Annotated in this window: 24 protein-coding genes; 17 read left to right on the forward strand and 7 right to left on the reverse strand. The window is 67.1% G+C overall.

Annotated features, from left to right (window positions below; all coding sequences use genetic code 11):
• Position 1: 1 nt before the first annotated feature.
• The gene (locus ACNA7R_RS07100) at positions 2-1,072 is read right to left on the reverse strand and encodes a quinone-dependent dihydroorotate dehydrogenase (protein ID WP_416282868.1); all 1,071 of its coding nucleotides are present in this window, start codon (positions 1,070-1,072) and stop codon (positions 2-4) included.
• A gap of 64 nt (positions 1,073-1,136) precedes the next feature.
• Positions 1,137-2,312: a thiolase family protein gene (locus tag ACNA7R_RS07105; protein WP_416282869.1), complete on the reverse strand. Its 1,176-nt coding sequence runs from the start codon at positions 2,310-2,312 to the stop codon at positions 1,137-1,139.
• A gap of 316 nt (positions 2,313-2,628) precedes the next feature.
• Between ACNA7R_RS07105 and ACNA7R_RS07110 the strand changes: the two genes are divergently transcribed.
• The 11 genes from ACNA7R_RS07110 to ACNA7R_RS07160 all read left to right on the forward strand — a co-directional run bounded on the left by ACNA7R_RS07110 (position 2,629) and on the right by ACNA7R_RS07160 (position 14,164).
• Positions 2,629-3,666 carry a monovalent cation/H+ antiporter subunit E gene (locus ACNA7R_RS07110; protein WP_416282871.1) on the forward strand — a complete coding sequence of 346 codons (1,038 nt, stop codon included), beginning with the start codon at positions 2,629-2,631 and terminating at the stop codon, positions 3,664-3,666.
• Positions 3,667-3,728: 62 nt separating this feature from the next.
• Positions 3,729-3,944, forward strand: a complete 216-nt coding sequence (locus ACNA7R_RS07115) for a cation:proton antiporter (protein WP_394348470.1) — start codon at positions 3,729-3,731, stop codon at positions 3,942-3,944.
• The gene (mnhG, locus tag ACNA7R_RS07120) at positions 3,941-4,306 is read left to right on the forward strand and encodes a monovalent cation/H(+) antiporter subunit G (RefSeq protein WP_416282873.1); all 366 of its coding nucleotides are present in this window, start codon (positions 3,941-3,943) and stop codon (positions 4,304-4,306) included. The genes ACNA7R_RS07115 and mnhG overlap by 4 nt, the downstream gene beginning before the upstream one ends.
• The gene (locus ACNA7R_RS07125) at positions 4,299-4,853 is read left to right on the forward strand and encodes a DUF4040 domain-containing protein (protein ID WP_416282875.1); all 555 of its coding nucleotides are present in this window, start codon (positions 4,299-4,301) and stop codon (positions 4,851-4,853) included. Before mnhG ends, ACNA7R_RS07125 begins: the two co-directional genes overlap by 8 nt.
• Positions 4,853-5,350, forward strand: a complete 498-nt coding sequence (locus ACNA7R_RS07130; RefSeq protein WP_416282876.1) for an MnhB domain-containing protein — start codon at positions 4,853-4,855, stop codon at positions 5,348-5,350. Before ACNA7R_RS07125 ends, ACNA7R_RS07130 begins: the two co-directional genes overlap by 1 nt.
• Complete coding sequence (locus ACNA7R_RS07135; protein WP_416282877.1) at positions 5,343-5,726, forward strand: cation:proton antiporter subunit C; 384 nt, start codon at positions 5,343-5,345, stop codon at positions 5,724-5,726. The genes ACNA7R_RS07130 and ACNA7R_RS07135 overlap by 8 nt, the downstream gene beginning before the upstream one ends.
• Entirely contained in the window at positions 5,719-7,335 is a 1,617-nt protein-coding gene (locus tag ACNA7R_RS07140; RefSeq protein ID WP_416282878.1) for a proton-conducting transporter membrane subunit, read from the forward strand. The genes ACNA7R_RS07135 and ACNA7R_RS07140 overlap by 8 nt, the downstream gene beginning before the upstream one ends.
• Positions 7,335-9,320, forward strand: a complete 1,986-nt coding sequence (locus tag ACNA7R_RS07145) for a proton-conducting transporter membrane subunit (protein WP_416282879.1) — start codon at positions 7,335-7,337, stop codon at positions 9,318-9,320. Before ACNA7R_RS07140 ends, ACNA7R_RS07145 begins: the two co-directional genes overlap by 1 nt.
• Entirely contained in the window at positions 9,317-11,179 is a 1,863-nt protein-coding gene (locus ACNA7R_RS07150; RefSeq protein WP_416282880.1) for a Na(+)/H(+) antiporter subunit D, read from the forward strand. The genes ACNA7R_RS07145 and ACNA7R_RS07150 overlap by 4 nt, the downstream gene beginning before the upstream one ends.
• A 106-nt stretch (positions 11,180-11,285) precedes the next feature.
• The gene (locus ACNA7R_RS07155) at positions 11,286-12,005 is read left to right on the forward strand and encodes a hypothetical protein (RefSeq protein WP_416282881.1); all 720 of its coding nucleotides are present in this window, start codon (positions 11,286-11,288) and stop codon (positions 12,003-12,005) included.
• A 419-nt stretch (positions 12,006-12,424) separates the two neighbouring features.
• Positions 12,425-14,164 carry a YcaO-like family protein gene (locus tag ACNA7R_RS07160; RefSeq protein ID WP_416282882.1) on the forward strand — a complete coding sequence of 580 codons (1,740 nt, stop codon included), beginning with the start codon at positions 12,425-12,427 and terminating at the stop codon, positions 14,162-14,164.
• Here ACNA7R_RS07160 and ACNA7R_RS07165 read toward each other — a convergent pair.
• A complete protein-coding gene (locus ACNA7R_RS07165; RefSeq protein ID WP_416282883.1) occupies positions 14,155-14,628 on the reverse strand; it encodes a hypothetical protein in 474 nt (157 codons plus the stop codon). The genes ACNA7R_RS07160 and ACNA7R_RS07165 overlap by 10 nt on opposite strands.
• Positions 14,629-14,907: 279 nt before the next feature.
• Between ACNA7R_RS07165 and ACNA7R_RS07170 the strand changes: the two genes are divergently transcribed.
• From ACNA7R_RS07170 to ACNA7R_RS07180, 3 genes are read left to right on the forward strand one after another with little or no spacing between them, the layout of a single operon-like run.
• A complete protein-coding gene (locus ACNA7R_RS07170) occupies positions 14,908-15,408 on the forward strand; it encodes a hypothetical protein (protein ID WP_416282884.1) in 501 nt (166 codons plus the stop codon).
• A complete protein-coding gene (locus ACNA7R_RS07175; RefSeq protein ID WP_416282885.1) occupies positions 15,401-16,987 on the forward strand; it encodes a sodium/proline symporter in 1,587 nt (528 codons plus the stop codon). The genes ACNA7R_RS07170 and ACNA7R_RS07175 overlap by 8 nt, the downstream gene beginning before the upstream one ends.
• On the forward strand, positions 16,984-17,448 hold the full coding sequence (locus ACNA7R_RS07180; RefSeq protein WP_416282886.1) for a hypothetical protein: 465 nt from the start codon (positions 16,984-16,986) through the stop codon (positions 17,446-17,448). The genes ACNA7R_RS07175 and ACNA7R_RS07180 overlap by 4 nt, the downstream gene beginning before the upstream one ends.
• A gap of 67 nt (positions 17,449-17,515) precedes the next feature.
• On the opposite strand, the gene ACNA7R_RS07185 is transcribed toward ACNA7R_RS07180, so the two are convergent.
• The 3 genes from ACNA7R_RS07185 to ACNA7R_RS07195 form a co-directional block, all read right to left on the reverse strand.
• Complete coding sequence (locus ACNA7R_RS07185) at positions 17,516-18,697, reverse strand: potassium channel family protein (protein WP_416282887.1); 1,182 nt, start codon at positions 18,695-18,697, stop codon at positions 17,516-17,518.
• 254 nt (positions 18,698-18,951) lie between these two features.
• Positions 18,952-19,491, reverse strand: a complete 540-nt coding sequence (locus ACNA7R_RS07190) for a magnesium transporter (protein WP_416282893.1) — start codon at positions 19,489-19,491, stop codon at positions 18,952-18,954.
• Between the two features lie 113 nt (positions 19,492-19,604).
• Positions 19,605-20,177 (reverse strand): magnesium transporter, encoded by a 573-nt coding sequence (locus ACNA7R_RS07195; protein ID WP_416282888.1) that lies wholly within the window; start codon positions 20,175-20,177, stop codon positions 19,605-19,607.
• Between the two features lie 123 nt (positions 20,178-20,300).
• Between ACNA7R_RS07195 and cmk the strand changes: the two genes are divergently transcribed.
• Positions 20,301-20,912 carry a (d)CMP kinase gene (cmk, locus tag ACNA7R_RS07200; RefSeq protein WP_416282889.1) on the forward strand — a complete coding sequence of 204 codons (612 nt, stop codon included), beginning with the start codon at positions 20,301-20,303 and terminating at the stop codon, positions 20,910-20,912.
• Between the two features lie 113 nt (positions 20,913-21,025).
• Positions 21,026-22,735, forward strand: coding sequence for an acyl-CoA synthetase (locus tag ACNA7R_RS07205; RefSeq protein WP_416282890.1), 1,710 nt, complete (start codon positions 21,026-21,028; stop codon positions 22,733-22,735).
• Between the two features lie 145 nt (positions 22,736-22,880).
• On the opposite strand, the gene guaB is transcribed toward ACNA7R_RS07205, so the two are convergent.
• A complete protein-coding gene (gene guaB, locus ACNA7R_RS07210) occupies positions 22,881-24,380 on the reverse strand; it encodes an IMP dehydrogenase (RefSeq protein ID WP_416282891.1) in 1,500 nt (499 codons plus the stop codon).
• 451 nt (positions 24,381-24,831) lie between these two features.
• On the opposite strand from guaB, the gene ACNA7R_RS07215 reads away from it, so the two are divergent.
• Entirely contained in the window at positions 24,832-25,842 is a 1,011-nt protein-coding gene (locus ACNA7R_RS07215) for a DUF5794 domain-containing protein (protein ID WP_416282892.1), read from the forward strand.
• The last annotated feature ends 73 nt before the right edge of the window (positions 25,843-25,915 follow it).

Below are 25,915 nucleotides of genomic sequence, written 5' to 3' on the forward strand. Positions count from 1 at the left end.
CCTACTCGAGATCCGCGCCGACCGCGTCCTCGACCGACGAGAACCCGTCGCGCTCGAGCAGGTCGACGAGTCCCCGGTTGATCCGCCTGGCCGTTCCGGGACCGCCGTAGACGAATCCGGTGTAGAGCTGGACGAGCGAGGCGCCCGCGCGGATCTTCTCGTAGGCGCTTCTCGCCGAGTCGACGCCGCCGACGCCGACGATCGGCAGGTCGTCGTCGGTGTGGGCCGCCAGCGTCCGGATCACGGCCGTCGAGCGCTCCTCGAGCGGGTCGCCGCTGAGGCCGCCCCACTCCTCCCGCCGCGGCGAGTCGAGGTCCGCCCGGGTGGTGGTCGTGTTCGTCGCGACGATCCCGTCGAGGTCGCAGTCCTCGACGATGTCGACGAGGTCGAGCATCGACTCCTCGGGCGAGTCGGGACCGATCTTGACCAGGATCGGGACGTCGTCGTCGTTCTCGGCCTCGAGGGTCTCGAAGACGGTTCGCAGGTGGTCGGGCGAGGCCTCGTCGAACTCGTCGGGCGTGTTCGGACAGGAGACGTTGACGACGACGTAGTCGGCGAACGGCGAGAGCCGGACGAACACCCGCCGGTAGTCCTCGACCGCCTCCCGTTCGCTCGAGGAGTTCATCTTGCCGACGTTGACTCCGAGCGGGATCTGGGGCGGGCCGTCGCGCTCGAGGCGGCGCCGGACCTGCTCCATCCCCTCGCCGTTGAAGCCCATCCGGTTGATCATCGCCTCGTCCTCCTGCAGCCGGAACAGCCGCGGGCGGTCGTTCCCGGACTGGGGGTAGGGCGTGACGGTGCCGATCTCGACGAATCCGAACCCCAGCGCCTCGAGGGCGTGGGTCACCTCGGCGTTCTTGTCGAACCCCGCGGCCACGCCGACCGGATTGGAGAACCGACACCCGAACAGCTCGGTCTCGAGCGCCGGGTGGGCGTACCGGTAGTTCGAGGCGAGCGCCGCTCGCGTCGGCCACGTCGACTGCACCGCTCGCAGCGCCCGTTTGCCGAGGACGTGGGCCGTCTCGGCGGGGAGTTTGAACGCGAGTGGACGGACTCGCGAGTACAGCGTCATTGGTAACTACTGGGAATACCGGGAAAGTAAACCCCTCGAAACCGCCCGGATTCCTGGAACAACGCTAGGGCTTTTCGAGCAGGGCCATGATCGCCCCGCCGCCGCCGACGCTCATCCCCACGAGCCCGCGCTCGAGGTCCTCGTCCCGGAGCTGGTAGGCCAGACCGGCCGCCAGCATCCCCCCGGAGGCGCCGATCGGGTGGCCGAACGCGACCGCACCCCCGCGGGGGTTCATCCGCTCGCGCGGGATTCCGAGTCGGTCCATGACGTACACCGACTGGGCCGCGAACGCCTCGTTGATCCAGAACGCGTCGACGTCGGCCGCCTCGAGGCCGTTTCGCTCGAGCAGGCTCGCGACGACGTCGCCGACGGCCTCGTTGAACTCGTCGGGATCCCGGTAAACCAGCTCGTAGTCGGCGACGGTCGCCATCGGCTCGAGCCCGCGGTCCGCCGCGGCGTCCGCGTCAGCCAGCAACACTGCGCCCGCGCCGTCGCTGAGCTTCGAGGCGTTGCCCGGGGTGATCGTCCCCTCCTCGCGGAAGGAGGTGGGGAGTTCGGCGAGATCCGACAGCGTCGAGTCGGGACGGGCTCCCTCGTCCGTGTCGACCGCACCGTCCCGGGTTTCGACGGGAACGATCTCGTCGTCGAACGCGCCCGACTCGATCGTCTCCGCGGCCAGCCGGTGGCTCTCGAGGGCGTACTCGTCCTGTGCGTCTCGAGAGACGCCCTCGCGGTCGACGAGTCGCTCGGTGATCTCGCCCATGTGGACGTCGAGGTTGACGTCCCACAGCGAGTCCATGATCATCGAGTCCTTCAGCGTGACGTCGCCGTGACGTCGTCCCTTCCGGTAGTTCGGCAGGATCCAGGGCGCGTTCGTCATCGACTCGAAGCCGCCGGCGACGGCGAACTCGGCTCGCCCGGCGTCGATCCGATCGACCGCCAGTGCGATCGCCCGCAGCCCCGAGCCCGACGCCTCGTTGACGGTCGTCGTCGGCGTCTCGTTCGGGAGGTCGGACTCGACGACGGCCTGGCGACCCGGCACCTGTCCGATTCCGGCCTGGATCGCGTTCCCCAGCGCTACCCAGTCGACGTCCGATCCCGAGATCGGGGCTCGCTCGAGCAGGCCGTCCAGCGCCGTCCGCCCCAGTTCGACCGCCTCGACGTCGGCGAGCGAACCGAGCAGCGTGCCGTGAGGTGTTCGTGCGCCGTCGACGACCACTACGTTCCTGTCGTCTGGCATACCCGTGACCTCGGGGCGATCTCGAATGAATGTACGTGATCGTTCGCGGCGGATCGAGCGCGCTCGAGACGGAGGCGGCGTCGGTTTCGACCCGAGAACGCGCCGTAACCGGTCGCGGGAACCGACGAATCGGACGTTCGTAGCAATTACTCCGCTATCTCGAGACGAACCACTCAAAATGGGCCGTCACTGTGTGGAAGACGGAACGGTCGTCCCGACTGGCGGATAACGAAATCGTTTTCCTACGGCTACCGCTTGAATCGACTAACAACGAGAGCCATGAGTGTACAACGACGGTCGCGCGGAGGGAGCTACCGTGGCGACTGAACGAATCCTCGTCCCGCTGTCGGAGACGATCACCGTCCGGCAGACGGTCGGGTACGCCGTCCGATCCGGCCTCGAGCGCGCGGACGACCTCGAGTGTCACCTGGTCGTCGCGATGCCCAGCGACAGGGAGATGCCGGAGGGACAGAGCGAAGCGGAGACGGCGAGATCGCTGCTCTCGAGGGCCGAGAGCTGGGTGCGGGAGGACGCCGACAGCTCGTCGGTCACCGTCGAGACGGCCGTCCTTGGCGACGAGGAGTATCTCTTCGGTCCCCGGGACTTCGTCGGCACGTTCAGCGAGTACGCCGACGACCACGACATCGACCGCGTCGTCCTCGATCCGGAGTACGAACCCGGCGCGACGGCCGGACTGCTCCAGCCGATCGAGCGCGAACTCGAGGCCGTCGGCCTCCCCTACGAGGAGGCGCCGGTCGAGCGCCCGGCCCGCCACGAGCAGCTGATCGGAGACGGGACCCAGCAGTTCGATCGCCTGTTCGCGATGTTCTGGATCTCCTACGGGTTCTACATGGTGCTGGGGGATCTGACCTACTGGTTCGACTGGGTTACCGGGGCGGCCGTCGCCGGCATCGTCGCCGTCTCGCTCGCGAACGTGACGTTCACGTTCCCGCTCGGTCGCGTCCGGTCTCCGGTTCGAACGCTTCGGTTCGCGCTCTACGTCCCGTACCTGCTGTTCGAGATTATCAAGGCGAACCTCGCCATCTCGGTCGTCATCCTCCGGCCGTCGATGCCGATCGACCCCAAACTGACCCGGGTCAACGCCCACGTCAGGAGCGGACTGCCGCTGCTGGCGCTCGCCAACAGCATCACGCTTACGCCGGGGACGCTGACGATCCGGGCCGACGACCAGCGGCTGGTCGTCCACTCGCTGATCGCCAGCGCCCGCGAGGACCTGTTCGACGGCGCGCTCGAGCGCGCGGTCCGCTTCGTCTTCCACGGTCGCGAGTCGGCGGCGATCGCCTCGCCACGCGAACGGGGCGACGCCGAGGTCATCGGAGGTGACGAGTTGTGACCGCTGAGCTGATCAACGAGATCTTCCTCGGCGCCGCGGCGCTGTTCGTCGTGCTGGCGATCATGATGTTCTACCGCGTCGTCGCCGGCCCGACGACCCAGGACCGGCTGCTCGCGGTGAACGTACTGGGGACCAACACGGTCGTCATCCTCGCCCTGCTCGCCGCGGGGCTCGACGAGCCGTGGTTCCTCGACATCGCCCTGATCTACGCCCTGCTTAACTTCCTGATGGCGATCGCCATCTCGAAGTTCACCGTCGAGCGGGGTGGTGTGCTGTGATCGAGGGAGTCGTCGAGGCGATCCCCTTCTTCGAGGAGCTGCGCTTCTGGGCGATCGTGATCCTTGTCGCGTTCGGACTGTTCTTCACGTTCGTCTCCGCGGTGGGCGTCATCCGCCTGCCGGACGTCTACGCCCGGGCTCACACCGCCTCCCAGACCGACACGCTCGGCGCGGGACTGGCACTCGCCGCCGTCGCGATCGCGCTCGGCTGGCAGAACGCGACGGTTTACACCGTCCTGTTGCTGTTTTTCGTGTTCATCACGAACCCGACGGCGGCCCACGCGATCGCCCGCTCGGCGGCCGAGTCGGGGATCACGCCCTGGGAGAACGAAACCGACGAGGAGGTGACCGGCGATGATTGAGACCGCTGTCGCGTACACGCTCGTGGTGTTCATCCTCCTGGCCGCGGTCGCGACCGCCCTGTTCCGGGACGTGCTGTCGGCGATCGTCGTCTTCGGCGCCTACAGCCTCGGGATGGCGATCCTCTACACGTTCCTGCTGGCGCCCGACGTCGCCATGACCGAGGCCGCGATCGGCGCCGGCGTGACGACGATCCTGCTGCTGTTGACGATCGCGCGAACGACTCGGCCGTCGACGAACGAACTGTTCGAACAGGTCAACGTTCCCGCAGTGATCGTCGTCGGGGCGTTCGTCGCCGTGCTCGCGACGCTGCTACCCGACATGTACGCCGTCGGCGACCCGGATGCGCCGGTCTGGGGCGGCGGCGTGCTCTCCGAGACGCCGTCGCTGTACTACGTCCAGGAGACCTACGCCGACACCGGCGCCCAGAACGCCGTGAGCGCGGTGCTGGCCTCCTACCGTGGGTTCGACACCTTCGGCGAGGCGGTCGTCGTCTTCGCGGCCGGAATCGCGGTTCTGCTCGTGCTGAAACGGGAGGTGTTCACGTAATGTCCGACTCCGACTACGGCGATACCTACACGGAAAGTCAGGTGATCATGACCTCGGTCAAGATCATCGCACCGTTTACGCTGACCTACGGAATGTTCCTCAGCCTCCACGGGGCCGACACCCCCGGCGGGAGCTTCCAGGGCGGCGCCATCATCGGCGTCACCGTCCTCATGCTCGCGTTCGCCTTCGGGATCGAGTCGACCCGTCGGTGGCTGAAAAACTCGTTCGTCGTCGGCCTCGTCGCCGGAGGCGTCGCCATCTTTATCGGTACGGGCTTCGCGACGATGGCGCTCGGCTATAATTTCCTCGAGTTCCTGGCGTTCGAGGAGGCCTTCGGCATCGCCCACTACTGGGGGATGGAGGCGATCGAGGTCGGCGGCGTCGCGCTGATCGTCGCCGGCGTCATCATGACGCTGTTCTTCGCGATGGCCTCGGGCTTTACGCCGACCAGCCACGGCGAAGACTACCACCAGACGGAGGTGAGAGAGGATGATTGAGGGCGCACTCGAGGTGCTGGCGACCCGCTACGCCTACGCCCTGATGTTCGTCCTGATGGGCATCGGCATGTACATGATGATCGCCAACGAGAATCTCGTAAAGAAGCTGATCGGGGTCAACCTCTTTCAGACCGCGATCTTCCTGTTCTTCGTCGCGGTCGCCTACGTCGAGGGCGGCCGGGCGCCGGTCGTTCCCGCCGATCCGAACCCCGGCGAACTGGCGATGGCGAGCCCGCTGCCGCACGTGATCGTCCTGACCGCCATCGTCGTCGGCATCGCGCTGACGGCGGTCGGCCTCGCGTTGATCATCCGGATCCACGCGGAGTACGGCACGCTCCGCGAGGACACCCTCCGGGAGGTGCGCGCCGATGAGTAGCGCCGACATCCTCCTGCCGCTGCTGGTCGCCGTCCCGATCCTGATGGCCGCCGTCCCCGTGGCGCTCGGCCTGTGGTTCGACCGGACCGGCTGGTCGATCACCGCGCTCACGACGGTCGGACTGTTCGCCGCCACGGCCTACCTGGCGAACGCGGTCTCCGAGACCGGTCGCGAGGTGCACGTCCTCGGCGGCTGGGACGAGCTACAGGGGATCGGCATCGAACTCGTCGCCGACCCGTTCTCGACGCTGATCGTCCTGCTCGTGACCGTCACGGCGGCTAGCCTCCTCGCGTACACGCGCGTTGGCGGCCCGCGCGGGAACACGTTCTACGCCGGCTACCTGCTGCTCGTCGGCGGCCTGATCGGCCTCTCGCTGACCGGCGACGTCTTCAACATGTTCGTCTTCCTCGAGATCGTCGGGCTCGGAACCTACGCTATGATCTCGAGCGGCGACGGCCCCGAGTCGGCCGTCGCGGCCCTGAAGTACCTCATCCTGGGGACCGTCGGCGCCTCGCTGTACCTGATCGGCGTCGGCTTCCTCTTCATGGCGACCGGCGCACTGAACATGGAAGTGCTCGGTACGGAGGCGATCCCGGCGATCGTCGAGGAGGGCGGGAGCGATCTGACGCTGCTGCGGGCCGGCTTCGCGTTCATCTTCGTCGGCTTCGCGATCAAGGTCGCCCAGTGGCCGCTACACACCTGGCAGCCCGACGCCTACCAGCACGCCCCCGACGGCGTGACGCCGCTGATCGCGGCGCTGGTCTCGACGGTGTCGGCCTACGCGCTCGGTCGCCTGATGTTCACCGTCTTCGGGATCGAGTTCCTGGCGACGACGCCGTACGCTCAGGAGGTCGTCGTCGCTGTCGGCGCCGTCAGCGTGGTCGCCGGCAGCACCCTCGCGGTCATTCAACAGGACGTCAAGCGAATGTTCGCCTACTCGTCGGTCTCGCAGTTCGGCCTCGTCGTCGCCGCCTACGGCGCGCTCACCGAGACGGCGCTCGTCGGCGCGATCATCCACCTGATCGGCCACGGCGTGATGAAGGCCGGCCTGTTCGTCGCCGCCGGCGTCATCGCGCTCGGTTACGGCGCTCGGACCGTCGACGAGTACGCCGGTCTCGCAGACAACAGGCCGTTCGCCGCCGGCTCGACCGCGATCCTGCTAATCGCGCTGATCGGCATCCCGCCCTCCGCCGGCTTCATCGGCAAGTGGTACATCGCCGTCGGCGCGGTCGAAGCCGAACTGTGGCCCATCGCGGGCGTGATCTTCCTCAGCACGATGCTGACGCTCGCCTACGCGGCCAGGCTGCTCGAGAAGATGTACTTCACGCCCGCCACGCCGGTCGAGTCGCCCCACGGTACCGGCGTCGCGACCGACGGCGGCGAGTCGAACGGCAAGAGACGAACCTCGTCGGGTCTTCGATCCGACGGCGGCGGCGATCCGGGCATCCTGATGGAGTCCGACCGGTTCCAGCGGGGATCGCCCGACGCCGTCTCGCTCGGGATGCTCGCCCTGCTCGTGGCGATCGCGATCTCCGCCGTGCTGATCGGCTTCGCCGGCGGGCTGTTCTTCGAGTGGCTCGAGCCGTTCACCTCGGAGGTATTTAACTGATGTCTGAAGAATCCATACTGCCGCTCGCCGCCGTCCTCGTCTCGGCGGTCGCGATGGTCCTGATTATCGCGTCGTATCGCTACCCGAACGTCCGCGAGGGCTGGTCCGTCCTCGCCGCGCTGGCGAAGTTCGGCATCGTCGCCAGCATGCTCCCGGGCGTGATGGACGGCACCGTCTACGAGTGGAGCCTCAGCGAGTCGCTCGGCATCGAGTTCCTCGCGGGGATCGACTTCGTCCTCCGCGCGGACCCGCTGGGGATGCTGTTCGCGATGCTCGCGAGCTTCCTGTGGATCTTCACGTCGTTCTACGCGGCGGGGTACATGCGCGGGCTCGACGAGCACGCCCAGACCCGCTTCTTCGCCTCCTTCGCGGCCAGCCTCTCGACGGCGGTCGGCATCGCATTCGCCGGAAACCTGGTGACGATCTTCATCTTCTACGAACTGCTCTCGCTGGTCACCTATCCGCTGGTCGCCCACAACGAGGACGACGAGGCCCGGATCGCCGGTCGGAAGTACCTCACCTACACGTTCTTCGGCGGCGGGGTTTTCCTGCTGGCCGGCACCGTGCTGGTCTACTGGCTCACCGGGCAGGCCGGCGATCCGACGGTCGCCTTCGAGTCCGGCGGGATCGCGATACTCGCCGAGGCCGCACAGGCCGACCCCGCGATCGCCCAGGCCGCGTTCTACCTGCTGATCGCCGGCTTCGGCGTCAAGGCCGCGGTGATGCCGCTGCACTCCTGGCTTGCCGACGCGATGGTCGCGCCGACCCCGGTTTCCGGACTGCTCCACGCGGTCGCGGTCGTCAAGTCCGGCGCGTTCGGGGTGGCGAGGGTCATCCTCGAGGTGTTCGGCCCTGGCCTGATCTACGACCTCCCGCTGTCGGTGCCCGGAATCGGCGAGGTCGGACTCAACGTTCCGGTCGCAATTCTGGCCGCGTTCACCCTGACCGCGGCGAGTATCATCGCGATGCGGAAGGACCACCTCAAGCGCCGGCTGGCGTTCTCGACGACGGCCCAGCTCTCCTACATCGTGCTCGGACTGTCGATGCTGCATCCCTACGCGATCCTCGGGGCGCTGTTCCACATCCCCGCCCACGCGTTCGGGAAGCTCACCCTGTTCTTCTGTGCGGGGGCGATCCACGTCGAGACCCACACCGACTACGTCAGCGAGATGGCCGGCATCGGCAAGCGGATGCCGCTGACGATGTCCGCCTTCGCCATCGGCGCCGCCGGAATGGCCGGCATGCCGCTGATCGCCGGCTTCGTCAGCAAGTTCTACATGCTGATCGGCTCCGGCTCGATGGGCGGGGGCTACTGGATCTTCGCGAGCGCGCTGATCGTCTCGGGAATCCTGAACATCGCCTACCTCTGGCCCGTCGTCTACACCGCCTTCTTCGAGAGCGAGGACCGCCACGACGCGAAGCCGCTGCTCGAGTTCCCGCCGGGCGGCAAGCGCGAGTCGTACTTCGCGAGCGAGGAGGTCGCGACCGACGGCGGGAACCCGTCCGGCGATCGGCCACACGACGAGGGCCAGCCCCAGCCGGCCGATCGCGACGACGAGTCCGAGGCGAAGGGCGCCGGCACGCCCGCCGAGCCCGAGGAGGCCGACGAACGCGGCGAGCCGGAGGCGACCGGTGAGGGTGACGACGGCGAGTTCGAGTACGCCGTCGATCGGTACCCGAGCGACACCGACGTCCCCGGCACTCACGACGACCACGCCGAGGGTCACCACGATCACGGCGACCACCACCACGGCGGCGCGCCGCCGGGCGGCTGGGAGCGCTACAAGCCGTTCGTCGAGAGCACCTGGCTCATGATGTTCCCGATCAGCGTCATCGCGGTCGGCGCGGTCACGCTCGGCGTGATCCCCGACTACGCCGTCTTCCTGGATCTCGCGACCTACATCGTCGAGGTCGTCTTCGGCGTGGAGTGGGCGGAGCTGCGTGAGATGAGCTGGGCGGAAGCCCTCGAGGTGATGAACGAATGATCGAATCCGAACTCCTGACGATGGCCTACCCGCCGCTTATCGTCTTCGCGGCGGCGCTGCTCGCGCTCGTCCTCCCGCGGGTGCTCGGCTTCGCCGTCGGCGCGCTGAGCCTGGCGTCCGTGGTTGCAGTTGCGCTGTTCGCCCCCGACGGTGCCCTGCTGTCGGGCACGTTCCTCGGCTTCGCCGACGTCCAGCCGTTCTACATCGACGAGTTCACCCGGATGATGGGCGCCGCGCTCGGGTTCCTCGGCACGTTCGCCGTGATCTACGCCTACTCGAGCGAGGCCTCCAAGCGGATGACCGCCATCGCGCTGACTTACGTCGCCAGCGCGCTCGGGGCGGCCTTCGCCGGCGACTGGCTCTCGCTCGTCTTTATGTGGGAGATCATGGCGCTGACGAGCACGCTGCTCGTCTGGAGCTACGGCGGCGACGCCGTCCGCGCGGGCTACCGCTACGCACTCGCCCACGGGATCGGCGGCAGCTTAGTGCTGTTCGCGGTGACGGCCCACTACGCCCAGGTCGGTTCGTTCGTCTTCGGCGAGGGCGTCGACTACGCGGACGCCCTGCTCGCCGGCGGGTTCGCCGACGGACTCCCGATGTTGCTCGCCATCCTCGGTATCGGCGTCAACGTCGCCTTCGTCGGCTTCCACACCTGGCTGCCCGACACCTACCCGCGCCCGCACTTCGCGGCCTCGGTGTTCCTCGCGGCCTTCACGACGAAGACCAGCGCCTACGTCCTCCTGCGGGCGGTTCCGGAGGGGAACATCTACCTCGCCTATATGGGCGGGCTGATGGCCGTCTACGGCGTCGTCTTCGCGCTGCTCCAGCACGACATGCGCGCGCTGCTGTCGTATCACATCCAGGCCCAGCTCGGTTACATGGTCGCCGGGATCGGGATCGGGTCGGCGATCGGCGCCGCCGGTGCGATGGGGCACCTGTTCAACAACGTCCTGTACAAGAGCCTGCTGTTCATGGCCGTCGGGGTCGTCATCTACCGCACGAACGAGAACGACCTCTACAAGCTCGGCGGGCTCTGGCGGGAGATGCCCCTGACCGCGATCGCGTTCTTCATCGGCGCGCTGTCGATTACCGCCGTTCCCGGCTTCAGCGGCTTCATCAGCAAGGGGATGGTGCTCGACGCAGCCGATCCGGGCTACTACGGCGCGCCCGAGTACGAGGCGCTGTACTGGCTGCTGTTTATCGGTGCGATCGGAACCTTCCTTTCGTTTATCAAGCTCGGCTTCTACGTCTTCTTCCACGGCGAGAGCGATCGATCGGTTCGTGACTCCAAGCTCGGGCAGACGACGGCGATGCTGTCGGTCGGCGGCGCCTGCGTCGTGCTCGGACTGCCGGCGATCGGCTGGCCGGTCTTTACCGACCTCCTGCCGCTGGTCGACGGAACCCAGTGGCTCGGGCCGGGCGGCGAGGAGCACACGCTCACGCCGTACAGCATGGGCCACCTCCAGGATGCGGCGATCCTAATCGCCATCTCGGCGGTCGGGTTCAAGCTCATCCGCAAGCCCCTCTCGAAGATGGACTACTCCGACCCCGCGCTGATCGTCAACCCGACGGGGTATCACCTCGGGCGAGTCTCGATGCTCGCGGTCACCGAACTGTACGCCGCGGTCGACCGTGCAGTCGTCAGCTTCGTCACGAGCTGTTACTGGATCGGCGACAACCCCGTACTGGCGGTCGACGCGGCGGCCCGCCGGCTGCCGAACTGGATCGTCGACGTCGAGGAACGACGCCCCGCCGACGGCGGTCGCCCGTCGACGATCCACCTCCGGGCGAGCGTCGGCCTGACCGTCCTCGTGCTGACGCTCGTGCTGACGGTCGTCCTCTGGCTGCTGATCTCCTGAGAACCTCGTTTTTGTTGGCAGTACGGGTTCGTTATTCAGACTATCGTGTGAAGCCACGGTTTTGGTTTGGAGAAGACACTTACAACGAGTTCCCGTTCAATCTGATATGAAGCGTCGCAGGCTCCTCGCTGGCGCTGGGGTCGCCCTCCTACTCCCGCTTTCGGGCTGTCTGAGCAATTCTGTCGATCCAAAAGATCATCCCCCGATTCCCGACCCACTCACACGAGAGACGGTTGTCAACTTCGTGGAAGCCTACGAGACGGCCGAAACCCACAACCGCCTTCGTGACACCTCCTCCGCTGATTCGATCACCGTCAGCTGTGCTGCGGTGTTCAACCGCGAGGCGAACGCGGCGTACTACGTGATCACCTTGTGCGGAGCCACACTCTCGAACGAGCCACTGATCGGTTCGGCGTCCGTCGGCCATTACGAAACCTACGCGCCCACGTATCGCGTCGATGAGCAGCGCGTGCAACGGATCGAAGTCGAGAGGGATGTGCAGGAGGGCGCAGACCATATCGTCCGACTGTTCAACTTCGATGATGCCGACCACGAACCTTCCCTCACTATCACTCCGCTCGCTGACTCCAAGGAGGATCAAATACTTGCCAGCGAGTACGCGCTCGCCAGCGAAACGGCCGTCGAACGGCGAGTCGATCTTACAGTGGGAACAGAGTATGAACTCGCCGTCGAACTGAACAACGCCGACCAGTCGGAGACGTTCAACTGGGACGTTCACGACCAATCGAGAGGGGTTGGCATTTATTTCACCCCGGAAGGAACGATTGAACTAGGACCGCTTCCGAGAGATCCACCTGTGACATAACCGTAGTTGCGGACATGGTTTCTTTATTCAGAGTTGGGTGTGAGATTCGCGTTACGTACAGACGACTCATACGGATTGCTGTAACGATTTACCGGCGCAACCGCGACCCGTGCGGCGGTTGCGCCGGTAATGACTTACAGTAAACCGTATCACTCACCGCTCGCTACGCTCGCGCTTCGATCGTCGTTCCGCAGAGAGACGCGCTGTCGCGCGTCTCGGACGGCTGTTCGCCCAGTAGAAACTGCGAGCGAAGCGAGCAGTTTGCACTCTCCATGTAACAAATCGGCCGATTCAGATCCACGACTCGGACTGAGTACGGAACGTGTGGGCTATCCACTGGTAGCTGTGTCCAAGGAGACCGGGCGTCGTCCCGCGATCGCTCCGGAAATGACTTACAGCAGACGGTCCCACAGTCCGGTATGCACGTTTCCGTCGTCGGTGAGGATCCCGTCCGCGACGCCGTCGAAACCGCGCTCGAGGACGTCGACGTCTCGGTCCGCTCGGCCGAACCGGCAGCCCTCGAGGACGCCCGCTTCGCGGTCGTCAGCGACGTCGCCGGCGCGGCGACGTTCGAGCGAGCGAACGAGGCCGCCCTGGCGGGGAACACCCCGTGGATCGCCGTCGAGATCGGCGGCGTCGGCGGCCGTCCGATCGCGGAACTGGACGCCGCCGTCTCGGGCTTCGCCCCCGCGACGGGCTGTTACGACTGCCTGTGCGCTCGCGTCGACTCGAACCTCGAGTCGGCCGCCGACGAGCCCCGGGCCGACACGAGCGCGGCCCGCTTCGCCGGCGCCGTCGCGGGCCGGGAGTGCGTGCGCGTGCTCTCGGGCGAGGAGCGGTCTGTCATCGGCCACGTCCTCGAGGTCCCCCACCGTCGCCGCCGGGTCCTGCCGGTCCCGAACTGTGCGTGTGGCGGCGAGCGCGACCGCGAACTCGAGCGCGACGACGACACCCTGGAACTCGAGGCGGCCGTCGATCACGCCGACCAGGCGATCGACGACCGGGTCGGGATCGTCAGCACGATCGGCGAGGTCGAGTCGTTCCCCGCGCCGTACTACCTCGCGACGACGGCCGACACGAGCGGGTACAGCGACGCCAGCGCGGCCAACCAGGCCGCGGGCGTCGACCCCGACTGGAACGCGGCGCTGATGAAAGCCGTCGGGGAAGGCCTCGAGCGCTACTGTGCGGGCGTCTACCGGGATCGCGATTTCGTCCACGCGAGCGAGGCCGACCTCGAGCGGGCGGTCTCGCCGACGGACCTCGTCCGCCCCGATGACGCCCCCGAGTACGACCCCGACGCGGAACACCGCTGGGTCGAGGGCGAGAACCTCGAGACCGGCGAGCGAGCGCACCTGCCGGCCGCGGCCGTCCAGTTCCCCCAGCCCGGCGAACGGCTCGTGCCCGCGATCACGACCGGGCTGGGACTGGGCTCCTCGACGGTCGACGCCCTGCTGTCGGGGCTGACCGAAGTCCTCGAGCGCGACGCGACGATGCTGGCCTGGTACTCGACGTTCGACCCCCTCGGGCTCGTCGTCGAGAGCGAGGCGTTCACCGCCCTCGAGCGCCGCGCGGCGAGCGAGGGGCTCGAGGTGACGCCGATGCTCGTCACCCAGGACGTCGACGTTCCCGTGGTCGCGGTCGCCGTCCACCGCGGTTCCGAGGACGGCGACGGCGAGGCCGAGTGGCCCGCGTTCGCCGCGGGCTCGGCGGCCGGGCTCGACGCCACCGAGGCGGCGACAGCGGCGCTGGCGGAGGCGCTACAGAACTGGATGGAGCTGCGCGGGCTCGGCCCCGACGAGGCCGCGGCGGCCTCGGCCGCGATCGGCGAGTACGCCTCGTTCCCGGATGCGGCCCGCGAGTTCGTCGACGTCGACCGGACGGTTCCCGCGGCGAGCGTCGGACCCGATCCGGTCCCGACCGGCCGCGAGGCGCTCGAGGAGGTCGTCACGCGAACGACCGACGCCGGACTGGTGCCGCACGCGGCCCGGCTGACGACCCGCGACGTCGAGGGGCTGGGCTTCGAGGGCGTTCGAGTCGTCGTCCCCGGCGCCCAGCCGTTGTTCACCCGGGAACCGTTCTTCGGCGAGCGCGCCCGGACGGTGCCGGCCGAGCTCGGGTTCGAACCCGCACTCGAGCGCCCGTTCCACCCCTATCCCTGATCCGCGTCGTCGCTGTCGTCAGTTTCGGATCCGTCGTCGTGTTCCTCCTCGACCTCCTCGGCTTCTGCCTCGTCTTCGATGATCTCGAGTTCGATCTCGTCCTCGTAGAGGCTGATCAACACGAGGTTCGTCTCGTCGGTGATCGTCCCCATCTCCACCAGATCGTCGAGTTCGTCGTCGCCGTGCCGGGTGACGCGGAGCTGCTGGTCCTCCCCCTCGAGGTGGGGCGGAGCGACGCGCTCGCCGGGCGTGATCGTGTAGCTCTCCTCGTAGGTCTCTCGGCCGTTCCCTCGAGCCACGGCGTCGAGGCTCACGTCGTACGGGCGATCCCCGTCGTGGGTGATCTCGACCGGAACCGGACTCTGGAGGCTTCCCGTGAAATGGTCCTGGACGCCGTCGATACAGCCCGCGAGACCGACGAGCGAGACGGCCCCGGCGGACTGGAGTACCCTGCGGCGGTTCACGATCGATCCTCGGGACCGAGCGACCGTCAGTATTACTTTTTCCGCCGTCCCCGTTCGGCGCGAGCGGCCCCCTCTCGGCGAGAAACGCCGCGATTTAACATGTTAACAACCACCTTCTCGGCAATCTATTGTGTGTAATAGGACGATGATTTGTGATAGAAAGCCACGAGTCGGGCGAACTCGGCCGACCTCGAGGGCGATCGACGGGGGACGCGGGCAGTCTGTCGAGCACGTCGGCGGGCGGCCGGATCGACGACTCGAGCGGGAGGTGACCGACCGATGACGCGAAACACGACGATGATCGCGGTCGGCATCCTGTCGGCGGTCGCGCTCGTGACGGCGAGTCTGGGGCTGTACAGGGTGTTCTCGTTCGTCGCCGCGGCGATTATTTTGTCGGTGTTCGCCGTGGCGACGATCGAACGGGACGGTCGCGATCCGAATCTCGCGCCCTACACCGGGTTGATCGGGATGCTGGGGCTGTTCTTCGCGATCGGTCTCGCGGGGATCTGGCTGACCTGGGAGCCAGGCGTGACCGACTACAGCTACGCGCTGGGGATCCCGATCCCGACGCTCGTCTACTTCGGGTTCCTCTGGTTTCTGCCGCTGTTCGCGGCGATCTACTACGCGCTGATCTTCGATCGCGTCGGGAGCGAGGAGATCGTCGAGGGGATCATCGAGGATGCCCGCGAGGTCCAGCGTCGGGAGTCGTTCCCGCTCGCTCCCGAGCAGCCCTCGCGGACCGTAGAGGCGACCGACGGAGGTGAGACGACCGATGAGTGAACTTCTCGCAAACGCCGGAATCCTCCTCCAGCAGGACGGCATTCCCGTCGCCGACGACCCGATCATCATCGGATTCGGGGCGGCGTACCTGCTGATCGTGATCCTCATCGGCGTCTGGGGCTGGATGCGGACCGACACGACCAGTGACTTCCTGATCACGGGCAAGAGCATCGGCACGTGGGTGCTCGCGCTGACGGCGTTCTCGGTGATCCAGTCCGGTTTTGGTTTCGTCGGCGGTCCCGAGTTGGTCTACGAGTTCGGGACGACCGCGCTGTGGATCTTCTTTACGGCACCGCTTGGCTTCCTGCTGACGTGGGTCGTCCTCGCAAAGCGGATGCGGCTGCTCGCCGACATCCGGAACGTGCTGACGCTGCCGGACGCGATGTACGTCCGCTACGAGAGCGACTGGGTGCGGGGACTGAGCGGTCTCGCCGTCGCGCTCGGGGTCGTCGCCTACCTCGCGGTCAACCTGGCGGCGCTCCAGTTCGTCATGCGGGCGATCTTCGGCATCCCGATCCTCTGGGGGCTGTTCGGTGGCGCCCTGATTCTGCTCCTGTACAGCATGCTCGGCGGGATGATCGCCGGGGTCTGGACGGACTTCCTGCAGGCGATCACGATGATCGTCGGGGCCGGGTTCGTCTTCGCGTACGCGATGTCGTTCGGCGGCGGTATGGAGAACATCTCGCAGAACCTGGCGAGCGCGGACCCGAACCTCGTCTCGCCGTTCGGTGCGCTCGGCGGGGCGACGACCGCCGTGCTCGTCGGACTCGCCTGGTGGATCCTGTTCTCGGTCGGCGCGGCCGGCCAGCCCCACCTGATCACGAAGTTCTACATGAGCCGCAATCTGACGATCCTCAAGTGGGGGGCGCCGATCGCGGCGATCTCCTACGCCATCTCGAGCCTGATCGCGTTCTCGGCCGGCCTCTCGATGCGCGCGATGGTCGAGGCCGGCCAGCGCGAGGCGACGTTCTCGGCCTCCGAGGTGGGACCCGTCTTCGTGCTCGATCACACCGGCAGCGTCATCGCCGGGTTGATTCTCGCGGCGCTGCTCGCGGCGATCATGTCGACCAGCGACTCGTTCCTGAACATCGGCGCGGCGGCCATCTCGCGGGATATTCCCCGCGCACTCGGGAAGCCGATCACCGACACCAAAACCGAACTCCGCGTCACCCAGGGCGCGCTAGCCGGGCTGACGGTACTCTCGACCGGCGTCGTCTACTACTCCGACGCGCTGGTCGGCATCCTCGGGGCGATCAGCTGGGGCTTCTTCGCCGCCGCGTTCGTTCCGATCGTCGTCTTCGGGCTCAACTGGAAAGGTGCGACGAAGGAGGGCGCGATCGCCGCGCTCGTGGTCGGGATGAGCTTCAACATCGTCTACAACGTCGTCCCGGAGGCTGCGACGATCACCGGTACCGAGTGGCTCAACGAGGCGGTCATGGCGATCTACCCGTACCCGGCCGCGGTTCCGGCCGAGGCCATCTCGCTGCTCGTGACGATGGTCGTGTTCGTCTTCGTCTCGATCGCCACCCAGCGGGGCCGGGAGCTGCCCGCCGATCTGCACCCGCTGTTCGAACGATGATGACCGCGACCGAGGAACCGATCGCCCGGCTCACCCAGTGGATCCGCCAGCGCCCGAACTCCATCGAGTTCTGGGAGCTGGTGGTCACCGACGAGCGACTCGTCTGCTGTTTCGTCGGCGAGTCCTACCGCTCGATGCTGTTGCGGGCCGACATGGGCGAACGGGACCGCGCGCTGGTCGCCGATAGCACGCCCGCTGAACTCGAGACCCTCGACGAGCGGAACTTCTCGGTTCCCCTCGAGGCGATCGAGGGGATCCGGCTCGTCACCGGGACGCGGTTCCGGCGAGCCAAACTCGAGATCGACTGGGATCACGGGGACGCCCCCTACGACGGCGGGATGACCCTCGTCGGGGCCAGCGGGGCGGAACCCCAGGCCGACGTCGTCGCCGGGCTGGCGGACGAGCCGGGGCTCGAGGACGTCGACGTCGAGATCGAACGGCGGGGCTGGTCGTTCTTTTGAGGGCGGGCCCTTGCTTCCCGCAGTATCGAGCCCCGATCTCCCGTCGACGAACGCGAACTCGCGGCTGTCAGTCGCTTTTCGCCCACGCTTGCAGGTCGGTTGCCCCCTGTTCGGGCCCGCGGGCGATGAGGACGTCGGCCGGGAGCAGCCGGGTATCGATCGGCGGGGCGAGGATCCAGTCCGTCTCCCTGTGGATCGCCATGATCGTCATCCCGGTCCGTTCCTCGAGTTCGAGTTCGTCGAGGCTCCGTTCGGCGAGTTCGCTCCCGGGCTCGATCGTCGTCGTGGTTATGAGTTCGTCGCTTTCGCCGATCGCCTGTCCGAACACCGGATGGACGCCGCCGTCCCGGAGCACGATATCCGCGATGCGGGCCGCCGCATCGCAGATCGCCTCCGACGCCGTTGCCAGGTGGAGTAGGCCGCGAAGCCGGGACGGCTCCGCTACCTGGTCTCCGGCCTCGATCACCAGCGTTTCGACGTCGTTTTTTACCGAGTCCGACCGGTGCTCGATCTCGGCCACCTCCGCCGCGAGATCGGCGTCGTCGAACAGGACCGCGGCGTACCCGAGCCCGACCGACAGCTCGGAGAGATCCTTCAGCTCCACGACGAGCGCCGCGGCGCGGTCGAGTTCGGCGACCTCGGCGTCGACACCGGCACCGATCGCGCGGGCGTCACCGGTCAGCAGCTCGTGGACTTCGGCCGCACCCGTCTCGGGACCGTGTCCGATGACGACGTCGCCGGCGTCGATCGTCGCTCTCTCGTCCGGATCGATGTCCCACTCCCGTCCCCGACGGATCGCGGTAACGTCCACGCCGGCGTCGGTGTCGAACGCCAGTTCGCCCATCGAGCGACCGACGGCGTCGCTCCCCTCGCTGACCACGGCCCGGACGACGACCTCGTCCGCCTCCGGCAACGCCCGCAGGACCTCGTCGGGGACGCCGATATCGTCGACGAGGATCGCGGCGACGTCGGCCGCGGCGTTCGTGATCGCCACGGCTGCCTCGACGATCTGGACGATCCCGACGAGCCGTTCGGCGTCGGTCGATCGCTTCGCCGCCAGCATCAACGCGATCTTCGCGGGGTACTGTAACGACTCGGCTCGCGCCTCCAGCTCGAGCACCTCTTCGGCCAGACCCGGATAGTCGTACAGCGCGGCGGCGTACGCCAGATCGACCGCCAGCTCCGACGTGTTCTTCAGCTCGACGAGCGTCTCCCGGACGTTCTGCGGGCGATAGGAGATATCGGTCATGCGCGACTCTTCGCACCCGACCGGATTAGACTGTTGGACGACCGGCGGCCGGTCGCCCGTCTCTCGTCGGGAATCCGCGTTCGATACACCTGGTCATGATTTGTTCACCACCCACGTGCCAGGGATAGCCTCGAGACGTGTTCTCCCAGCGGGGAAGTCCACAAGACCATCGACTGGACCATGACCAGGTGTAGATTCGACCGGAGTCGTCCCGGCCGACAGGATCCGCGTCGGATCGACCGCCGGTCGCGGGACTACAGAACGAGCGTGATCACGCCGAAGAGGATGAGCACGCCGGTGATATCGCACACGTTCGTTACCACCGGGATCGTCGTGTCGTCCGGATTGTACCCCAGACGGTAGGACGTCGAGACGGCCAGAAGGCTGACGACGACGACGAACACCGCCAGCAACATCCCGCTGACGATCGAGATGGTCAGCACCTCCAGGAGGCCGAGCGTCCCGCCCAGCAGCCGGCCGATACCCCACGCCGCGAACCCGACGACCACGAAGACGGTGGCTCCGAGGCCGAGTATCGCGCCGGAGTTGGATCGGACCTCCGGGTTGTCGACGGCGAGTTCGAACGTCCCGAGGTGGAGCTGGGTCGAGAGCCGGGAGCACATGATGGAGCCGAGGTTGCCGGCCGTTCCGATCTGTACCGGCACCAGGATCAGCAGCGCCGGGTTCGTCAGCAGGACCTCTTCGTACGCCTCGAGGACGGAGCCGGAAACCATCTGGAGAATCGAGAGCGCCGCGAGCAGCGGCAACATCGTCAGCACCATCGATCGAACCATCCAGTCGTCCTCGACCGAATCCGGCTGAGAATCGCCCGAATCGGTAAACTCGTCGTAGAGCTCTCCTACGGTGTCGCTCAATCCCGTCAGGTCGTCGCCCGCGTAGTCGTCGCTCACACGAACACCCCCACGAGATAGATGGCGATAAGCAAGAAGAGGACGCCGAACACGTCGCCGAGCGTCGTGACGAGCGGACCGACGATGTTGTCGGGGTTGATCCCTCGGCGGTAGCCGACGAAGACGACCGTGACGAGGGTCGAAAGCATGAGAACCGCCGAAAGCAGACCCGCCACGGCCATGATGCCGACCAGCTGGAGGAGGTTCCCGCCCCCCGCACCGATCCAGAGGACGAGGAAGGCCACGACCGCGATGAACAGGGAGACGGCCATCCCGTTGATGAACGACGCGACGACGGCGTTCGAGAGCCGCTGATCGAGGGTGAACCGCGGCTCGATCACGCCCTGGTGCAGCCCGCTCGAGAGGCGAGCGCCGAGCGATCCGTAAACGCCGCCCCGGGTCGCCAGGAACGCGGGCAACAGGACGAGGATTCCGGGGACGCTTTCGATACCGTCACGCATCGTTTCGCTCCCCAGTATCGCGCCGGCGAACAGCCCCGCGAGAAGGCTGATACCGATCACCGGAAGTGCCTGCCGATAGACGTCCAGGGCCGATTCGCGTTCGAACATACGAAGACCCTCCCGCTGTATTAGTAAATTCTAACCGATCGGGGTCGGCGACCGTGACCCGCTCCCGGCGTTCGCTCCTCGCCAGACGGACGACTTTTGATGATGACACGTGAGGGGACACGTATGTCCACGGGAGCGACGACGACCGTCGAGATCGACACGACACTGTTCATCACCGTCTCCGGGCCGCCCGGCTGCGGCGCGACGACGCTTTGCGAGCGCCTGTCCGACGCGATCGGCTGTCCGTACGTCTCCGGCGGGGACATCTTCCGCGAACTCGCCGAGGATCGCGACATGAGCCTCAACCAGCTGACCGCCGAGGCCGACGCCGACGACGAGATCGACCGGGCGATCGACGGACGGCTGCAGTCGATCGCCGAGAAGTGGGGGACCGCCAACAAACCCTTCATTCTCGAGTCGCGGCTCGCGGGCTGGATCGCGGGCGAGCGCGCTGACCTGCGAATCTGGCTCGACGCCCCGGAGGAAGTCCGCCTCGAGCGCATCGCGGACCGCGTCGAGACCGAAGCCGAGATGCGGGTCCGGGAGGTCAGCGAGGCCGGCCGCTACGAGTCGTACTACGAGATCGACATCGACGAGCGGGAGTTCTACGACCTGCAGCTCAACACCGCCCGCTGGGGGAAGGAAGGCGTGTTCCAGATCGTCCGGGCCGCACTCGAGGAGTACGATCCCGACGCCGACACCGGGGCGTTCTCCACGCCGGCGCTGGATCCGTAGCCGCTTCGGATCGTCCGAGAGAGAGAGAGAGGGTCAGCACCGTGTCGAAGGTCGACCCGACGGATCATGCCCGGCGGTAGTTCTTTCATAACACCTGTTCTCGTACAGCACGAATGACGTACTTCGTCACCCTCGAGGGGGAGACCTACGAGGAGGCCCGCGAGTCGTTCTCGTGGGACGTCCCCGACGGGTTCAACGCGGCCGTCGATCTGATGGGCAAACACGACGACGGCGACCGGGTTGCACTCCACCAGGCGTACCCGGACGGACGGCGCGAGCGGTACAGCTTCGACGACCTCGATCGGCGCTCGAGCGCCGTCGCGAACGCCCTCGAGTCGCTGGGGGTGGGGTTCGGCGACCGGGTCGCGGTCGTCGTTCCTCAGAAGCCCGCAAACGTGTTGACCCACCTCGCGTGCTGGAAGCTCGGTGCGGTCTCGTTGCCGCTGTCGGTACTGTTCGGCACCGACGCGCTGCGCTACCGGCTGACCGACAGCGAGGCTCGCGTCGCGGTCGTCGCCGCCTCCCAGTGGGAGACGATCCGGGAGGTCGCGCCCGACTGTCCCGACCTCGAGGCCGTGCTGGTGGTCGACGGCGAACCCGAGATCGAGGGCGGAACCGTCGGCGACGCGACCGTCTCGCGGTTCGAGACGGCGATCGACTGGCGGGACGACGAGCACGACATTGCCGAGACGGACGCCGACACGCCCGCGATCGTCATGTACACGAGCGGGAGCACCGGGAAGCCCAAGGGCGTACTCCACACCCACGGCGTCTGGCTGGGTCACTGTCCCGCGTTCTCGATGTACTTCGAGCGCGACCTCGAGGGCACGTACTGGACGCCCGCCGACTGGGCCTGGATCGGCGCGCTGGGGGATCTGGTCTTCCCGGCCTGGCACTACGGCCAGCCCGTCGTCGGCTACCCGATGGGGGCGTTCGACCCGGAGACCGCGTTCGAACTGCTCGCGGAGTTCGACGTCACGGGTTCCTTCCTCCCGCCGACGGCGATCCGGATGCTGATGGACGTCGACGACCCCGCCGACCGCTACGACCTCTCCCTGCGGGCGATCTGTTCCGGGGGCGAGCCGCTCACGCCGGAGATCCTCGAGTGGGCCGAGGCCGAACTCGAGGGAACGGTCGTCAACGAGCTGTACGGCCAGACGGAGGCCAATTTATTGGTAACGAACTGCCGAGAGTGGTTCCCCGCGAAAGCGGGCAGCATGGGAAAACCCGTACCCGGTCACGAGGTCGCGGTGCTCGACCCCGAGACGGGCGAGCGAGTTCGGTCCGGCGAGATCGGAGAGATCGCGGTTCGACGCGGCGAGGATCCTGTCGTCTTCGCGGAGTACTGGAACGACCCCGAGAAGACCGCGGCAGCGGCGCTCGAGACGGCCAGCGGCGGCGAGCAGCGCGGTGCGGTACGATCCGAATCGGACGGAACGGCCGGCGGCGAGGCCTGGCACCTGACCGGCGACCTCGCCGAGCGCGACGCGGAGGGCTCCCTCTGGTTCAAATCGCGCGACGACGACCTCATCATCACCAGCGGCTACCGGGTCGGGCCCCGCGAGGTCGAGGAGGCGATCCTCGAGCATCCGTCGGTCGCCCAGGTCGGCGTCGTCGGGGTACCCGACGACCGTCGCGGCGAGATCATCAAGGCCGTCGTCCAGCCCGCCGCGGGGATGGCGGGATCCGAGGCGCTGCGCGAGGAGATCCGCGAGCTGGTCAGGGACCGACTGGCCGAGTACGAGTACCCACGCGAGATCGAGTTTCGGGAGGAGTTACCGCAGACGACGACGGGGAAGATTCGACGATCGGAGCTCGAGTGAGTGGTATAGTAACAACTGAAACTGTTTACACACCGATCGCACAGTCGTCGTGCGATCGGGTGCGCACTGACTTTCAGTGGCTCCTATAGAACGGGAGCTGCGAGGAGTTCGCTCGAGTGCGAACCGCGAGTCCGAGCGAGTCGGGTTACTCGTTGGGCGAGTAGTTCGGTGCCTCGTCGGTGATGACGACGTCGTGGGCGTGGCTCTCGGCCTGGCCGGCCGAGGAGACCCGGACGAACTCGCTGCGCTCTTTGAACTCGGGGACCGTCGGCGCGCCGACGTAGCCCATGCCGGACTGCATCCCGCCGGCGAGCTGGTGGAGTTCGGACTTCAGAGTGCCCTTGTACGGCGTCGCGGCCTCGACGCCCTCGGGGACGTAGTCGTCCTCCTCCTCGGGCTCTTCCTTGAGGTAGCGGTCGCTGTCGCCGGATTTCATCGCGCCGACCGAGCCCATGCCGCGGTACTGCTTGTACTTCTTGCCGTTCATCGTGACGACGCGGCCGGGAGCCTCGTCGGTGCCGGCGAAATAGGAGCCGAGCATGACGGCGTCGGCGCCGGCGGCGATCGCCTTGATCGCGTCGCCGGAGTAACGGATGCCGCCGTCCGCGATGACGGGGATGTCGTGTTCGCTCGCGACGTCTGCGACCTGGGCGACGGCGGTGATCTGGGGCATGCCGGCGCCGGAGACGACTCGCGTGGTGCAGATCGAGCCCGGTCCGATGCCGACCTTGATCCCGTCGGCGAACTCGACTAACTCCTCGGCGGCCTCGCGGGTGCCGACGTTGCCGACGACGACGTCGGCCTCGACGGACTCCTTGATCTCGCGGGCGCCCTCGATGACGTTGCGGTTGTGCGCGTGGGCGGTGTCGATAAACAGGATATCGGCGTCGGCATCGTCGGCAGCCTCGGCCCGCTCGCGCTCGAAGGGGCTGACGGCGACGCCACAGCACAGGCGGCCGTCCTCGTCGCGGACGGCCTCCTTGTACTCCCGGCGCTGGAGGATGCCCTGCATCGTGACGAGTCCCACGAGGAGGTTCTCGTCGTCGACGACCGGGACGCGCTCGATTTTGTGTTCGTACATCAGCTCGAACGCGTCGCGGGGGTCGACGTCCTCGTGGACCGTGATGACCTCGTCGGTCATCGCCTCGGTGACGGGGTCGTCCTCGTTGACCTCGAGGTGGGGCCGGATGTCGGTACTCGAGATGATCCCCAGCACCTCCCCGCGCGTGTTGACCACGGGGGCGCCGCCGACGCCCTCGCGGGCCATCCGGTCGTCGATCTCGCGGACGGTCATCTCGGGGTCGGCCGTGACGACGTCCTCGTAGGGGATGACGAGTTCGTCGGCGCGTTTGACGCGACCGATCTCCTCGACCATCTCGTCGACGTTCAGGTTGCGGTGGATGACGCCGAGCCCGCCGTGGCGGGCCATCGCGATGGCCATATCGCTCTCGGTGACGGTGTCCATCGCCGCCGAGAGAATCGGAACCGAGAGTTCCACGGAGCGAGAGACGTGCGAGGAGAGGTCGGCGTCGTCGGGTTCGACGCGGCTCTCCTTGGGACGGAGGAGGACGTCGTCGAACGTTAGCGCTTCCGGTACCTGGAGTTTCGAAGAGTACGGCTCGTGCTCGGGAGCGTCGTTCGCCATGTAAACTGTCCGAAAGCGTCGGCAAAAAGCGTTGCGAGACGGGGATGGGATTGTGAACCGCTGTCGGTGGCGGCGAGGGTGACTCGGTCCGTCGAATCGCTACCCGTCGTGTAGAACCACACAGTCCGGGAACGTGCACCACACATTCAGATCAGTTCATCTTTGTCAGGATCTGGCCGTTATTGGCTGAGATACGCCGAGTTGTGTAATCGCTTCTCACGCAACGTTTATTGACCGGCCAGTAGACCGTACGTGTATGAACGCTGTGAGTTCCAACAGCTCCCGAACCGTTGGCCGGACGAGCGCTGCCGCCGTCGCCACCAAAATTTTCGGGAACTTTACAGCCAAACTCACAGCGCGAGGTCTCTCGATGGACTGGCTCGCCGCGCCCTCGTGGCACTCCCGTTCACACCACCCATCGGCCTCGGGTCACGGCCATCGACCCTAAGCGATGAGTACGTCCCAACACCCGATCGCCCTCCGTCTCGAGAACCTGGTGGGCGGCGATACGAAGCTGTTAGCGCTGGTAATGATGCTCCCGCTGATCGACGGGATCTTCCCGGCGCTGATCCTCGCGGGAGCGCTCGACGACCCCCTCGGCGCCGTGCAGATCGGCCTGCTGATCTTCGGGGGCAGCGCCACCGTCGCGGTGATCCTCGCCGAGATGAGCGGCACGCCCCGCGAGCAGATCAAGATCGTCTTACTGGTCGGGATCCCGCTGATCCTGCTGGCGGCGGTGCAGGCCGCGCTGGCGCCCGCGATCGACACCGTGCTCAACGAGGCCGTCTTCGAGCGGTTCGCGGCCGTCGTCATCCTCGCGATCGCGGCCAAGACCGCCAGCGCGACGATCGGCGAGTATCTGCCAAGCCCCGCCGTGATCGTCGGGCTGGGCCTGCTGGCGAGCCTCGAGCCCGCCGGCGCGGCGTTCGTCGTGATGGACGACCCCGCGCTGGTCGCCAACGCGACGCTCGCGGCCGTCGTCGGCGTCGCCTTCGCGCTGGGGGTCGCCATCAGCGGCCCGTACCTGCGCGAGTACATGGACATCGACCGGTTCCGCTTCGGCAGCGCCGTCGCGCTGGGCCTGCTGCCCCTGTCGCTTTTGGGGATGGCCTTTGGCCAGGCGCCGCTGGCGGCGCTGCTGGTCGCGGCCATCTTCGCGATCGACATCCCGCTCGAGCGCGGCGAGGAGTCGTCCTCGCAGTCGAGCGAGAGCTCGCCGCGGTTCTCGAGCCCGTCGCCCTCCCCGTCGCCGTCGGCGGAATCGGCGCCCGCGGTCGGGACCGGGCCGCTGTTCAACCCCGGCGGCTCGAGTTCGAGTTCGGGGTCGTCGGCGTCGACCGACGGCGGCCAGGACCAGTCGGCCGCGGAGGCACTCGAAGACGAGGACTCGAGTGACGGCTCGCTCGAGGACGACGACGGGCCCTTCGATGACGACGAGGAGGAACGCGCCCCCTGGCTCTGAATCGCGGGACGGAGCGTCCGAATCGAAACCACTTTAGGGCGGATCGCCCAACGTAGACTCGAGGGGTCGTGGC

Origin of the sequence: Natronococcus sp. (assembly GCF_047921035.1) — an archaeon.
Lineage (GTDB): Archaea > Halobacteriota > Halobacteria > Halobacteriales > Natrialbaceae > Natronococcus.